Consider the following 13,722-nt stretch of genomic DNA (forward strand, 5'->3'; position numbering starts at 1 on the left):
TCTATTGATAGGTAAGCCAAGTTGAATTTCAACAGTGACAGCATCGAACTGTTCCTTGCCGTGATCGAACGCGGTTCGTTTTCCGCCGCCGCTCGGGCCTTGGGCAAAGTCCCGTCGGCGGTGAGCATGGGCATTGGCAACCTTGAGGCCGAACTCGGCTATTCGTTGTTTGACCGCCGTCATCGCGAACCGCAACCGACGGCAATGGCCCTGTCGCTGGTGCCCCATGCACGGCTTATTGCCGAACAGCTCAAACAACTGCAAGTGCACGCGGTGGAGTTGTCCTTGGGGCTGGAGAGCAAACTGTCGATTGGCGTGGCGGCGGACATCGATCGCCATCGTTTGCTGGCGGCGATCGGGGTAATTGCCGAGCGTCACCCGCTGCTCGACATCGAAGTGCTGACCGCGCCCCAGGATGACGTGCTGGCGATGCTCCACAGTGGCCGCGTCAATGTGTGTATCGCATTCGCCGGGCTGAGTGTGAACGTGCTGGAGCGCTTTCAGTTTGTTGGCAGTGAACGCATGATCGCCACACTGGCGGCGAACAGCCCGTTGTTGCAGGGGCAGGATCTGTTCTTGGAGGATTTGGTGCAGGTGCGCCAGATCGTTGTGGCCAGTCGTGACTTGCCGATCAGCGAGACACGACCGTTGGTGGCGCAATCGTATTGGCGCACCGACAACCTTGAGACGGCAATGGAGATGGTCGAGGCAGGATTGGGATGGGGCAATTTTCCGTTGTCGGTGGTGCAGTCGCGGCTGGACTCGGGGCGCTTGAAACGGCTGAACTTTCGCAACATCGAAAACGGTCTGGTGCTGCCGGTGCATGCGGTGTGGCTCAAGAGCCAACCGCTGCAGAAGGGTGCGTTGGCACTGGTTGAGCGCCTCGGTCACTAGAGTGTTGCGCCAATCCAGTGTGGGAGCGGTGTTATGTGCTTTCGCGGATTTTCAGTTCGAAGCCCATGTCCTCGACTGGACGCGCCACGCTGTTACCCGCCATCAACGTCAGCATCTGTTCCGCCGCCCGCCGGCCAATCGCTTCACGCGGGGTATTGATGCTGCTCAGGCGCGGCACCATGTGCTCGGACATCGGCAAGTCGTTGAAGCCCAGAATCGCCACTTGCTCGGGAATCCTGATGCCATTGCGTAGCGCCTCAAGCAAAGCGCCCTGCGCCAGGTCGTCGTTACCGAAGAAGATCGCATCGACATCCGGGTGCGCCGCCAGCAATTGCACAAACAACTCGCCGCCCAACCCCACGGACGACGCACGGGGGGTCAGCACTTCCAGATCCGGGTCGTACCTCCCGGCCTTCTGCAAGGCTTTGCGAAAACCTTCACCGCGCAACAAGGTGCGCTGATCGAGTTGCGCGCCGATGTAAGCCAGACGCTTGCGCCCACGGGACAACAAATGTTTGGCCGCCGTCTCGCCCGCGCTGAGCTGGGAGAACCCGACGCAATTCACCCCGGCGGCGCTGTCCAGTTCCATCATGTACACGCAGGGAATGTTGCTGGCTTCGATCATCCGCCGTGAACTTTCAGTGCGATCAAACCCGGTCAGCAGCAAACCGCGTGGCCGATAAGCCATGTAGTTGCGCAGCAGGTTCTCTTCTTCATCACGGGAATAGTGGAAGTTGCCGATCAGCACTTCGAAGCCCTTGGGCGTCAGCACCCGATGAATGGCTTCCAGCGTATCGATGAACAGCAGGTTGGACAGCGACGGCACCAGCACCACCACTGAATGGCTCTGGGCCGAGGCCAGGGCACGGGCGGCGGGGTTGACGACGTAGTTGAGTTCGAGCGCGGCTTTCTGGACTTTTTCGACCAGTTCGGTGGCCACGGTGCTGACCCCACGCAACGCGCGGGAGGCGGTAATCGGGCTCACGCCGGCCAGGCGGGCAACTTCATTGAGGGTGGGACGGCCGGTGGTGCGGGTATTTTTATCGTTTTTAGGGGTGGTCATCGGGCGGCTTGCCAAACAAAAATCAAGGCACTAAGGTAGCGCTGTCCTGATGCAGCTGCAAATGCGTGAGCGAGATCCTGCCTGATCCTCGCTTTTTGGTATCGGGAACAAACCTGCTGCAACCCAAAAAAACGACAAGAAGGCGTCGGCAACTTCTGCCTGTGCACTAGAGTCATAGCTAGCAAAGGTAGCGCTGTCTGCGCGCTGAGGTGTTATATGAGTCATCCCATCACCGCCCTGGTCATCATGGGCGTTGCCGGTTGCGGCAAGACGTGCGTCAGCGAGGCCCTGTGCCAATTGAGCGGCGCCACTGCCATTGAAGGCGATACTTTTCATCCGGCCGCCAACATCGAAAAGATGAGCGCGGGGATCCCCCTGAACGACGAAGACCGCGCCGGCTGGCTCGACAGCCTGTGCGATGAACTGCGTCGCGTCGATGCACAAGGCCAGCGCCCGGTGCTGACCTGTTCGGCGCTTAAACACAGTTACCGCGAAGTGCTGCGCAGTGCCTTGCCGGGCCTGGGTTTCGTGTTTCTTGAACTGACCCCTGAAGTCGCCGCCGAGCGTGTCTCCCACCGCCCGGGCCACTTCATGCCGGCCACGTTGATCGAAAGCCAGTTCGCCACCCTCCAATCGCCGGTCGGCGAGCCGTTGACCCTGGCGTTGAATGCTTCGATCCACAGCGTTGAAGAACTGGCCGAACAGGCTCACGTCTGGTGGCAGGCCCACGGTCTGAAACCGGCGGTATGAGTGTGTTCAAGCAGATAGCGCTGTCCTCACGACTTCTGATCAACCCGCTTTAATAACAACAACAACCAGGAGACACCCCTAATGTTTGGCATGTCCCACGACTCGTTCCTGCTGCTCGATGCAGTGGTCACGGTAATCGGCCTGATTATCCTGATCACCAAGTTCAAAATTCACCCGTTCATTTCCCTGACCATCGCCGCCGCCTTCCTCGGCCTGACCTCCGGCATGCCGATCGGCACCATCATCAAGGCGTTCCAGGACGGTTTCGGTGGCGTGCTCGGTTTTGTCGGCATCATCCTCGCGCTGGGCACCATGCTCGGCAAAATGATGGCCGAGTCGGGCGGGGCGGATCAGATCGCCCAGACCCTGATTCGCGCGTTCGGCAAGGACAAGGTTCAGTGGGCCATGATGTTTGCCGCGTTCCTGGTGGGCATCCCGCTGTTCTTCGAAATCGGCTTCGTGCTGCTGATTCCGCTGGTGTTCATCGTTGCCCGTCGTACCGGCGTGTCGATCATCAAGATCGGCATCCCTCTGCTCGCCGGCCTTTCCGCCGTGCACGGTCTGGTGCCACCGCACCCCGGCCCGCTGCTGGCCATCGGCGTGTTCGGCGCTGACATCGGCAAGACCATTCTTTACGGTCTGATCGTCGCGCTGCCGACGGCAATCATTGCCGGCCCGATCTTCGGTACGTTCATCGCCAAGCACATTCCGGGTCACCCGAATCAGGAACTGGTCGATCAACTGGCCCGTGAAACCGATTCGACCAAGCTGCCGAGCTTCAGCATCACCCTGATCACCGTGCTGCTGCCGGTGTTCCTGATGCTGCTCAAAACCTTCGCAGACGTGGCGCTGCCGGACGGCCATTTCTTCCGTACCTGGATGGACATGATCGGCCACCCGATCTCGGCGTTGCTGCTGGCGTTGCTGCTGTCGCTGTACACCTTCGGTCACAAGCAAGGCATCGGCTCCCAGCAGATTCTCAAATGGCTGGATTCGAGCCTTGCACCCACGGCTGCGATCATCCTGATCATTGGTGCCGGCGGTGGCTTCAAGCAGATGCTGGTCACCAGCGGTGTGGGTGATGTGATCGGTCACATGGCGGTCAGCGCACAGATCTCGCCGATCCTGCTGGCGTGGCTGGTGGCGGCGGTGATTCGTGTCGCTACCGGTTCGGCTACCGTGGCGACCATCACCGGTGCAGGCATCGTGGTGCCAGTGGTCGGGATGATCCCTGGCGTTAACCGTGAACTGCTGGTGCTTGCCACCGGTGCCGGTTCGTTGATCCTGTCCCACGTCAACGACGCCGGTTTCTGGCTGGTGAAGCAATACTTCAACATGACCGTGGCCGAAACCTTCAAGACCTGGACGGCGATGGAAACCATCCTCTCCATCGTCGCGTTGGGCTTTATCCTGCTGTTGTCGCTGTTCGTTTAAGCGATATCGTCAGGCACAAAAAAACCGCAGCGATGCGGTTTTTTTGTGGGCGGATTTTATGGTTCACCCAAAACCAGTGTGGGAGCGGGAAATGTGTCAGGCGCCGGTTTTCGGGACCAAACCATCGGCTCTGAACATCCCGCGAATCCCGCGTACCGCCTGACGAATCCGGTCCTGGTTCTCGATCAGCGCAAAGCGCACATGGTCATCGCCGTACTCACCAAACCCGACCCCCGGCGAGACACAAACCTTGGCCTCGGCCAGCAGCTTCTTGGCGAATTCCAGCGAACCCAGATGTGCATAAGCCTGGGGAATCTTCGCCCAGACATACATCGAAGCTTTCGGGTTCTCGACCATCCAGCCCAGTTCATGCAGGCCCTTGACCAGCACATTACGCCGCTGACGATATTGCTCGGCAATGTCGAGCACGCACTGTTGATCGCCTTCCAGCGCCGCAATCGCGGCCACTTGCAGCGGCGTGAAGGTGCCGTAGTCGTGGTAGCTCTTGATCCGCGCCAAGGCGTTGACCAGTTCCGGGTTACCGACCATGAAACCGATACGCCAACCGGCCATGTTGTAGCTCTTGGACAGGGTGAAAAACTCCACCGCGATGTCCTTGGCGCCCGGCACCTGCATGATCGACGGCGCTTTCCAGCCGTCGTAGACGATGTCGGCGTAAGCCAGATCGTGGATCACCAACACGTCGTACTGCTTGGCGAGGGCTATGACTCGCTCGAAGAAGTCCAGCTCCACGCACTGCGCGGTGGGGTTGGACGGGAAGCCGAGGATCATCATCTTCGGCTTCGGGATCGAGCCGCGAATGGCCCGTTCCAGTTCGGCGAAGAAGTCCACACCGGGCACCAGCGGCACCGAACGCACCTGGGCGCCGGCAATCACCGCGCCGTAGATGTGAATCGGGTAGCTCGGGTTCGGCACCAGCACTGTGTCGCCCTGATCCAGTGTGGCCAGCATCAAATGCGCCAGGCCTTCCTTGGAGCCGATGGTGACGATGGCTTCGCTTTCCGGATCGATATCGACCTCGTAGCGTTGCTTGTACCAGTTGGAAATCGCCCGGCGCAGGCGCGGAATGCCCTTGGACGTGGAGTAACCGTGGGTGTCGTCACGCTGGGCGACTTGCACAAGTTTTTCGACAATGTGCGGCGGCGTGGCGCCGTCGGGGTTGCCCATGCTCAAGTCGATGATGTCTTCACCACGACGCCGCGCGGCCATCTTCAGCTCGGCGGTGATGTTGAAAACGTAAGGGGGAAGTCGATCAATGCGCGCAAAGCGGCGCGGCGAACCTTGTTCAGCCATTGTTGCCTCGGATAACGTAAGCGCCCGGAACCGTCCGAGCGACGCGGGTCACTGCGGTGACCTGTGGCGGAAGATAAGGTCAGTGATGGCATACTGTCCAGCGCGTTTTTTAACAATTTTTGCCCAAGGAAAATGGTTGATGGAATTCACCAGCGGCTTCTTGCTGAGTCTTTCGCTGTGCCTGGACATCGGCGTGGCCAACATCGCCATGATCACCCTGGCGATGCAGCGCGGATACTTTCAGGGCTTCGCACTGGGCCTGGGCACCTGCGTCGGCGACCTGGTTTATGCGGTGCTGGCACTGGCCGGAATGACCGTGCTGCTGCAATACGAAACCGTGCGTTGGGTCCTGTGGATCGGCGGTTCGGCGCTGTTGATCTACTTTGCGGCGAAGATGATTTATTCGGCAATTCACCACGAAGCGCTGCTCGCGCAAACCGCTGAAGTGGGGCACAACTCCCATCGCAAGGAATTCTTCCGCGGGATCTTTCTGGCCATGTCGTCGCCGAGCGCGATTCTCTGGTTTGCGGCGGTGGGCGGCACGCTGATCGCCCGCTCCGGTGGCGGTGGCCCGCTGAGTTCGGCGCTGTTTCTCGCCGGGTTCCTCTGCGCCGGGCTGCTGTGGTCGGCCGGTTTGTGCTTCGCTGCAAGCCACGGAGGCAAGCTGCTCGGCGACAAATTGCTGCGCTACTCATACATGGCATCTGCAGCGATCTTCTGCTATTTCGCGGTATACGTGATCGTATCGGGCTATAACGAGTTTGTCGGTTCGGGCGCCGTCGAGCAGTTGCACGCGCTGTAACCGTGCGAATCGGTTTGGGCTTCCTATACTCACCAGCCGAACCCCTATTTTGTTCCGGAGTCGAATCATGGATGAGCAAACACGCGTCGAAGTGGCGCAACCGCGCTTCGAAAATGGACACTTTCTGCTGATTGCCGGACTGGGCGGACGGTTTACTCAGGACACCACCGAGGGCATCCCGCAGCTTTGGGAAAAATTCATCCCGCACTTGGGCGAAATTCCGGGCCAGAAAAATGAAGTGACCTACGGCATCTGCTGCAATCCTGATGGCCAGGGTGGTTTTGAGTACATTGCCGGCGTTGAGATCAGCAAGCTTGACGATCTGCCGGAGCAATATCGCTGGGTCGAGATTCAGCCCCAGCAATATGCCGTGTTCGAGCACAAAGGCTCACTGGATCAGTTGCCCGCGACCTTTCAATACATCTGGAAAACCTGGCTGCCACAATCGGGGCGCGAAGCCGCCGATGCGCCGGAATTCGAGCGATACAGCGAAGATTTCAACCCCAGGATCAATGCGGGCACGCTGGAAATCTGGCTGCCGCTCAAGGCCTGATATCAATGCACGAGGCCGTTCACTGACCGGCCTCGGTGTTTGTGCTTTATGCTTGGCAGCCTTGTTTCCACTGATTTCGAGCTGCCATGAACACCCTTATCCGTAACGTCACTGCCGCCGACCTGGATTGCTGCTACGCCATCGAAACCGTTGCCTACGAAGGCGACGAAGCCGCCACTTGCGAGAAGATCGCCACCCGCATCGCCACCTGGCCGGAGGGCTTCATCGTCGCCGAGGTGGGCGGGGTCGTCGCAGGCTTCGTCAACGCGGGTGCGGCGTTTGATGTGCAGATGTCCGATGAGGCGTTCAAGGAACTGATCGGCCACGATCCGGCGGGGCCGAACGTGGTGATCATGTCGGTGGTGGTGCACCCGGATTATCAGGGCCAGGGCCTGGCCAAGCGCCTGATGGCCGAGTTCATCGAACGCATGCGCGGGATGGACAAGGCGACGATTCACCTGATGTGCAAGGAAAAGCACATTCCGCTTTACGCCGGGTTCGGCTTTGCCTACATCAAACCGTCCGAGTCCGATCACGGCGGCATGGCGTGGCACGAGATGATCCTGACCCTCTAAAAAACGCGCACCCCCCTGTGTACAAGCGGGCTTGCTCGCGAAGGTGCCGTTTCAGTCGATATCTACTTGGCTGACACACCGCATTCGCGAGCAAGCCCGCTCCCACAGGGGCAAGGGGGGGGGGAGTGCTTAGTAAAGTGTGTCACGCGTTCGTTTCGGTGCTTCGCGGTCGTAGCTGTCCGCGTCGAACTGGCCATCACTCAGGCGCTTGTGAAAGGCGCCCGCACTCGGTAGGGCAGAGCGCGGTAGATGCGTTTGAGGATTCCACGCGTCCGAACGCACAAGCGCTTTAGAACAGTGGAAGTACGCCGCTTGCACGGTCACCAGCAACACGGTTTTCGCCGGTTTGCCATTTACCGCAAAGCTATCCAATAGCTCCGGCTCAGCACTGATCTGCGCCGTGCCATTGACCCGCAACATCTCGCCAATCCCCGGAATGATGAACAACAGCGACACTCGCGGATCGTGCAGCACGTTGCGCAAGGTATCAATGCGGTTGTTGCCCGGGCGATCCGGCAGCGCCAGCGTGCGCTCATCGATGATCCGCACAAACCCCGGCGCATCACCGCGCGGTGAATTGTCGAGGCCTTCGGTGCCCACCGAGCTGACGATCACCAGCGGCGAGACCCGCACCATCGCCTGATAGTCTTCGTTGAGAAAAGTGATCTGCTTGCGCACCGAACGCTCGTGAGGCAATCCGTAAATGGCTTCCAGTGCGTGGATTGAATCGATCATCGTGCATCCCCTCGATGATTTAGAAGAACAGCCCCATGCGTCGCTCGTAGCCGATCCGGCCCTTGTACGCTTCGCCGCTGTCGACGAAGCCGTGTTTGGCGTACAGCGCGATGGCGGCGTCGTTGTCGGCGTCCACTGACAATTCCAGGCCTTTGATTTCCGGCCACGCCTGGCGCGCGACCTCCGGCAACGCTTGCAGGCATGCCTTGCCGTACCCCTTGCCCTGTGCCCGATGATCGACCTGCAATGCATGCAACGTGGCGCTGTGTTCATCGGCCCAGGCCGGTAAAACCGGTGGGCGCTTGAGCAACAGGAACGCTACTGGCACTTCGTCCGCCAACAGCACAAAACCCTTCACGCCGGGCGCCGGTTTCGACAGCAAAGTGTGCAAGGCACCGTGGATATCACCGGAGAACTTGATCTGCTCGGCGCGAATTTCAATGGCCTCGACCTGCTGACGCTGCAAGGCGTTGAGGCTGTCGTAGGGCACGAGTTTGGCTGACACGGGAATTTCCTTTTTCCTACAAAGATGAGGCCCGGATTCTAGCGACTTTGCCCTCCTCGGAAATTTTTTGTTTCGTCTGTCGATCTACCGATTCGCCGAACGACTAAAGGTGTCTTCACAACAAAAGATGGATAGGTGCCCCGGCTCGCCTATCTTCATGTTCGAGGAAATCGCCATCGAACCATCAGAAGCCCTGATCTTCAGCCATAGTTGATCCGTTCGAATCAGGAGAACGCCATGAAGTATTTATGCCTGGTCTACAGCGATGAGCGCTTGCTGCATTCGTCGCCCGACAGCCCGGAAGACGCCGAGTGCTGGGCCTATGCCGAGTCGATCCAGGGCAGCGGGCGGATGCTCGCGGCCGAAGCCCTGGAGTCGGTACAGACTGCGACCACCGTGCGTATGCGCAACGGTAAGCTGTCGATCACCGACGGCCCGTTTGCCGAAACCAAGGAACAGTTGGCCGGTTTCTATCTGATCGACGCCAAGGATCTCAACGAAGCGATCCAGGTCGCCGGTAACATTCCGGCGGCGCGGGTCGGCAGCGTTGAAGTACGCCCCGTGCGCCAATTGAATGTCTGAGGTCAGGGCGCGGGTCGAACAGGTCTATCGCGAAGACTCGCGGCGGATTCTGGCGACGCTGATTCGTCTGCTCGGCGATTTCGACCTCGCCGAAGAAGCCTTGCACGAGGCGTTCTTTGTCGCGGTCGAGCGCTGGCAGCATGACGGCGTGCCGGACAATCCGCGCACCTGGCTGGTGTCCACCGGGCGCTTCAAGGCGATTGACGTGTTGCGCCGGCGCGCGCGTTTCAAGGCTTCTCAGCCGCTGCTGCTGGCGCAACTCGAAGCGTTGGAGCAGGCCGACTGGAGTGGTGAAGATGTGGAGGACGATCGCTTGCGGCTGATCTTCACCTGCTGTCACCCGGCGCTGGCGGCGGATGCGCAAGTGCCGCTGACTTTGCGCGAGGTCTGCGACCTGACTACCGAAGAAATCGCTCGCGCATTCCTGTCGGCGCCGGCAACGATTGCCCAGCGCATCGTCCGCGCCAAAGCGAAGATCCGTGATGCAAAAATCCCTTATCAAGTTCCCGGTCTGAGCGAATTGCCTGAGCGCCTCGACAGCGTGTTGCGGGTGATTTATCTGGTATTCAACGAAGGTTATTCGGCGTCGATGGGCGCCGAACTGATCCGCGAGGACCTGACCTGTGAGGCCATTCGGCTTGGGCGCTTGTTGATGGAGTTGCTGCCGGAACCCGAGGTCATGGGACTGCTGGCGCTGATGTTACTGCACGAGTCACGCAGACCGGCGCGCACTTCGCCGAACGGGGAGTTGGTGCTGCTGAGCGATCAGGATCGCTCGCGTTGGGATGCCGGGTTGATTGCCCAAGGCTGTGCGCTGGTGGAGCGTGCGCTGACTACGCGGCGGTTCGGGCCGTATTGTCTGCAAGCAGCAATAGCGGCGGTGCATGCCGAGGCGGGATCGGCAGGGGAGACGGATTGGCAGCAGATCGTCGGGCTGTATGACGTGTTGTTGCGGGTGCTGCCGTCGCCGGTGATCGAGTTGAACCGGGCGGTGGCGGTGGCTCAGCGTGACGGGGCCTTGGCCGGGTTGAACTTGATCGAGGGGATTCTGGATCGTGGCGAGTTGCAGGATTACCACTTGGCACATTCGGCGCGGGCGGAGTTCTGTCGGCAGTTGGGCAGGGTGGAAGAGGCGCGGGTGGCTTATTCACGGGCGCTGGAATTGACGCGGCAAGCGCCGGAGCGGCGGTTCATTGAAGCGCGGTTGCTAGCGTTGGACTGATCCGAACGGGGCGCTGGCCGTACCGGCCTCTTCGCGAGCAAGCCCGCTCCCACAGGGGATCGGGGTGGTCATGGAGTTTTGGCATGGCCGCCACGCTATTCCAGCATCTTGCTCAATAACCAGCTCCCCGCTGGCCCCGGCGGATGCAGCCGCGACCACAAAGCATCGACAAACACCGGTTTCGGCCAGCCGCGCACGTTCAGTTCCACCAGCGTGCCGTTGCCGAAACGCCCCACCAGCCAGCGCGGCAGCGGTGCCCAGCCGAAGCCCATTTCGGCCATTTCCATCAGCATCAGGTAACTGGGCGCCGACCACACACGGCCTTTGGCGCGACTGTCGTATGGATTGACGATCGTCGCCAGGCGAAGTTCGCGATGTTGTTCCAGGATCGCTTGGTCGATGTGCTTGAGCGTCGTCAGTGCATGCTCGCGGCTGACGAACAGGGCGATATCGGTGCGCTCGGCGACGGTGGAGGCCAACAGATCCGGCGGGTAGCTGTCTTGCATCTCGGCGAAGGCCAAATGCGCCCGACCGCGCTGCACCAGTTCGATCAAGTCGTCGCACTCGGCAATCAAACACTCCAGTTCCATATCCGGATAACGCTGCTCGAACCCGATCAATGCCGCTTCAAAACGCGCTGATTGATAGGTGTCGGAAATCGCCACGGTCAGCTTTGGCTCCACGCCTTGGGACAATTGCCGAGCGGTGATTTCCAGGCGGCTGCTGGCCGTGAGAATCGCCTCGGCCCGTTGCAGCATCACATGGCCGGCCGGGGTGAGGGTCGGCTTGCGGCTGCTGCGATCGAACAGTTGCAAATCCAGATCGATCTCAAGGCTGGCCACCGCTGCGCTGATGGTCGACTGACTGCGCCCCAGTTTGCGCGCCGCCGCCGAAAACGAGCCTTGGGTCGCCGCTTGAACAAACGCCAACAACACTTCCTGCGAGATCATCAACTATCGCCTTGATCGATGGTTATTGGTTATGAAGTATCGGTTCGGTGTTGGATCATGGCAACCACCTTCACTCAAGGAGTCAGGTCATGACTGCCAACAAATCCATCACTGAACGTATCTTGCAGGCTGTCGGTTTCGAACTGTTGGCCATTGTGATCTGCACACCGTTGCTGGCGTGGATCATGCAAAAACCATTGCTCGACATGGGCGCGGTGACGGTGTTGATCGCGTTGCTGGCGCTGGGTTGGAACGTGGTGTTCAACCGCTTCTTCGACCGCCTGCTGGAGCGCCTGCACATTGCGCGCAACGCTTGGGTGCGAATGGTGCACGCCTTGTTGTTCGAGGGAGGCTTGATCGTGATGGGTGTGCCGCTGATTGCCGGGTGGCTGTCGGTCAGTTTGTGGCAGGCGTTTTTGCTCGACATCGGCGTGTTGCTGTTCTTTCTGCCGTACACCTATGTGTATCACTGGGGTTATGACGTGGTGCGCGAGCGGGTCTTGAAGACCCGCCCGGTCTGAGCAGCAAGCGTCATCTGTGCCTCAGTCTTGAGGCTCAGAGAAACATGCCGCCCGAAGCCTCAACCCGTTGACCATTGATCCACTGCCCACCCGGTGACAACAGCAACGCCAGCGCGCCACCAATGTCATCCGGCTGCCCGGCACGGCCCAGCGCGGTGTTGCTGGCGACCATGGCGTTCACTGCTGAGTTGTCGCGCACTGCGCCGCCGCCAAAATCGGTTTCGATGGCGCCCGGCGCGAGGATGTTCACGCCGATCTGTCGTGCACTCAACTCCTTGGCCTGATAGCGGGTCAACACTTCCATCGCACCTTTCATCGCGGCGTAGGCGCCGTAACCCGGCAGGCTGAAGCGGGTCAGGCCGCTGGAGATGTTGATGATGCGCCCGCCATCGTTGATCAGCGGCAGCAATTGCTGGGTCAGGAAGAACGGCCCTTTCAACTGGATGTTCATCAACAGGTCGAACTGCTCCGGTGTGGTTTCGGTGAACAGGGCGTGCACGCCGATGCCGGCATTGTTGATCAGGAAATCAAAGCGCTGACGTTCAAAATGTTTGAGCGCGTGCTCGACCTGCGCGGCGAAATCGGCAAAGCCTTCGCTGCGACCCACGTCCAGTTGCAGCATCACGGCGTTGGCGCCGAGTTGTTCCAGTTCAGTCACCAGCGCTTGGGCTTCATCGGCGCGGCTGTTGTAAGTGCCGATGATGTCGATGCCCTGCGCGGCGAGGTGCAGGGCGGCGTTTTTGCCCAGGCCACGGCTGGCGCCGGTGATCAATGCGATTTTGCGATTCATGGGACTTCCTCAATGGCGGTGAGTGGATGGAGCAAAGTTTATTTATCCGCCCTTAGGTGATAAACAGAGCTAAACCGGAATCACTGGTCGAATAAACCGAACAATCAGCGAGTGCCCCGATGAACAAACTGGAACTGCTGCGCACCTTCGTCCGGGTCAGCGAACTGTCGAGTTTCACCCTCGCCGGGGAGAGCCTCGGCTTGCCGCGTTCTACCGTGTCCGAGCATGTGCAGGCGCTGGAAACGTTGCTTGGCACGCGGCTGCTGCAGCGCACCACGCGCAAAGTGCAGGCAACACAGGACGGTTTGGTGTTGTACGAGCGGAGCAAGGATCTGCTTTCGCACATGGACGAGATCGAAGGCCTGTTTCGTCAGGACGAGGCCTCGCTGACGGGGCGGATTCGCGTCGACATGCCGAACATCCTGTCGCGGCGACTGGTCATGCCGCGCCTGCCGTCGTTCATGGCGCGCCACCCCAATCTGGAACTGGAAATCAGCAGCACCGACCGCCGGGTCGATCTGCTCAGCGAGGGTTTCGACTGTGTGGTGCGGATCGGCGCGCAGCCCGATCAATCGGTGGTAGCCCGGCATCTGGGCGACTTTCCCATGATCAACTGCGCCAGCCCCGCTTATCTGGCGCGCTACGGCGTGCCGCAAACGCTGGAGGATCTGGCGCAGCATCGGCTGGTGCATTACGTCGGTGTTTTGGGGGCGCGTTCGGAAGGCTTTGTCTACGAGGAGGGCGGCCAGGTCCGGCGTTTGCCGATGGCTGGCAGCGTGACGGTCAACAGCACCGATGCTTACGAGTCGGCCTGCCTGGGCGGTTTTGGTCTGGTGCAGGTGCCGCGCACCGGCATGCAGCCGCATCTGGATAACGGCGAACTGGTGACGGTGCTGGCGCAGTACACCGCGCCAGCCATGGCGATTTCGTTGCTGTATGCGCGGCAGCGGCATTTACCGCTACGCGTGCGGGTGTTCATGGATTGGCTCGGTGAGGTGATCCGTTCAACCCTCTGACCCACATCGTTGTCTG

Annotated in this window: 16 protein-coding genes; 10 read left to right on the forward strand and 6 right to left on the reverse strand. The window is 60.2% G+C overall.

The window, feature by feature from the left end; translation table 11 throughout:
* Positions 1-21: 21 nt before the first annotated feature.
* Positions 22-894 (forward strand): LysR family transcriptional regulator, encoded by an 873-nt coding sequence (locus AACY11_RS17365; protein ID WP_339464028.1) that lies wholly within the window; start codon positions 22-24, stop codon positions 892-894.
* 31 nt (positions 895-925) lie between these two features.
* On the opposite strand, the gene AACY11_RS17370 is transcribed toward AACY11_RS17365, so the two are convergent.
* On the reverse strand, positions 926-1,957 hold the full coding sequence (locus AACY11_RS17370; RefSeq protein ID WP_339430928.1) for a LacI family DNA-binding transcriptional regulator: 1,032 nt from the start codon (positions 1,955-1,957) through the stop codon (positions 926-928).
* Positions 1,958-2,173: 216 nt separating this feature from the next.
* Here AACY11_RS17370 and AACY11_RS17375 point away from each other — a divergent pair, with 216 nt between their 5' ends.
* Complete coding sequence (locus AACY11_RS17375; RefSeq protein WP_221730740.1) at positions 2,174-2,707, forward strand: gluconokinase; 534 nt, start codon at positions 2,174-2,176, stop codon at positions 2,705-2,707.
* 81 nt (positions 2,708-2,788) lie between these two features.
* Positions 2,789-4,141: a GntP family permease gene (locus tag AACY11_RS17380; protein ID WP_339430927.1), complete on the forward strand. Its 1,353-nt coding sequence runs from the start codon at positions 2,789-2,791 to the stop codon at positions 4,139-4,141.
* A 96-nt stretch (positions 4,142-4,237) separates the two neighbouring features.
* On the opposite strand, the gene alaC is transcribed toward AACY11_RS17380, so the two are convergent.
* On the reverse strand, positions 4,238-5,455 hold the full coding sequence (alaC, locus tag AACY11_RS17385; RefSeq protein ID WP_339464029.1) for an alanine transaminase: 1,218 nt from the start codon (positions 5,453-5,455) through the stop codon (positions 4,238-4,240).
* Between the two features lie 139 nt (positions 5,456-5,594).
* On the opposite strand from alaC, the gene AACY11_RS17390 reads away from it, so the two are divergent.
* The 3 genes from AACY11_RS17390 (at position 5,595) to AACY11_RS17400 (ending at position 7,385) form a co-directional block, all read left to right on the forward strand.
* Complete coding sequence (locus tag AACY11_RS17390) at positions 5,595-6,257, forward strand: LysE family translocator (RefSeq protein ID WP_339430925.1); 663 nt, start codon at positions 5,595-5,597, stop codon at positions 6,255-6,257.
* 67 nt (positions 6,258-6,324) lie between these two features.
* Complete coding sequence (locus AACY11_RS17395) at positions 6,325-6,810, forward strand: GyrI-like domain-containing protein (RefSeq protein ID WP_339430924.1); 486 nt, start codon at positions 6,325-6,327, stop codon at positions 6,808-6,810.
* An 86-nt stretch (positions 6,811-6,896) separates the two neighbouring features.
* Positions 6,897-7,385 carry a GNAT family N-acetyltransferase gene (locus AACY11_RS17400; protein WP_339495405.1) on the forward strand — a complete coding sequence of 163 codons (489 nt, stop codon included), beginning with the start codon at positions 6,897-6,899 and terminating at the stop codon, positions 7,383-7,385.
* A 129-nt stretch (positions 7,386-7,514) separates the two neighbouring features.
* Here AACY11_RS17400 and AACY11_RS17405 read toward each other — a convergent pair whose 3' ends face one another.
* Positions 7,515-8,120 carry a pyridoxamine 5'-phosphate oxidase family protein gene (locus tag AACY11_RS17405; protein WP_339495406.1) on the reverse strand — a complete coding sequence of 202 codons (606 nt, stop codon included), beginning with the start codon at positions 8,118-8,120 and terminating at the stop codon, positions 7,515-7,517.
* 19 nt (positions 8,121-8,139) lie between these two features.
* The gene (locus tag AACY11_RS17410) at positions 8,140-8,625 is read right to left on the reverse strand and encodes a GNAT family N-acetyltransferase (RefSeq protein WP_339464033.1); all 486 of its coding nucleotides are present in this window, start codon (positions 8,623-8,625) and stop codon (positions 8,140-8,142) included.
* 237 nt (positions 8,626-8,862) lie between these two features.
* Between AACY11_RS17410 and AACY11_RS17415 the strand changes: the two genes are divergently transcribed.
* Together AACY11_RS17415 and AACY11_RS17420 are read left to right on the forward strand one after the other, a co-directional pair.
* Entirely contained in the window at positions 8,863-9,207 is a 345-nt protein-coding gene (locus AACY11_RS17415; RefSeq protein WP_047599621.1) for a YciI family protein, read from the forward strand.
* Complete coding sequence (locus AACY11_RS17420) at positions 9,200-10,429, forward strand: RNA polymerase sigma factor (RefSeq protein ID WP_339495407.1); 1,230 nt, start codon at positions 9,200-9,202, stop codon at positions 10,427-10,429. The genes AACY11_RS17415 and AACY11_RS17420 overlap by 8 nt, the downstream gene beginning before the upstream one ends.
* 95 nt (positions 10,430-10,524) lie before the next feature.
* Here AACY11_RS17420 and AACY11_RS17425 read toward each other — a convergent pair whose 3' ends face one another.
* Positions 10,525-11,379: a LysR family transcriptional regulator gene (locus tag AACY11_RS17425; protein WP_339430919.1), complete on the reverse strand. Its 855-nt coding sequence runs from the start codon at positions 11,377-11,379 to the stop codon at positions 10,525-10,527.
* Positions 11,380-11,468: 89 nt separating this feature from the next.
* On the opposite strand from AACY11_RS17425, the gene AACY11_RS17430 reads away from it, so the two are divergent.
* Positions 11,469-11,900, forward strand: coding sequence for a multidrug/biocide efflux PACE transporter (locus AACY11_RS17430; protein ID WP_339464037.1), 432 nt, complete (start codon positions 11,469-11,471; stop codon positions 11,898-11,900).
* Between the two features lie 34 nt (positions 11,901-11,934).
* Here the strand turns inward: AACY11_RS17430 and AACY11_RS17435 are convergent, their stop codons facing one another.
* Positions 11,935-12,690, reverse strand: a complete 756-nt coding sequence (locus AACY11_RS17435; RefSeq protein WP_339495408.1) for an SDR family NAD(P)-dependent oxidoreductase — start codon at positions 12,688-12,690, stop codon at positions 11,935-11,937.
* A gap of 119 nt (positions 12,691-12,809) precedes the next feature.
* Here AACY11_RS17435 and AACY11_RS17440 point away from each other — a divergent pair, with 119 nt between their 5' ends.
* Complete coding sequence (locus tag AACY11_RS17440; protein WP_339495409.1) at positions 12,810-13,706, forward strand: LysR family transcriptional regulator; 897 nt, start codon at positions 12,810-12,812, stop codon at positions 13,704-13,706.
* Positions 13,707-13,722: the final 16 nt, after the last annotated feature.

This window comes from Pseudomonas sp. RA_105y_Pfl2_P56, assembly GCF_963970845.1.
Lineage (GTDB): Bacteria > Pseudomonadota > Gammaproteobacteria > Pseudomonadales > Pseudomonadaceae > Aquipseudomonas > Aquipseudomonas baetica_A.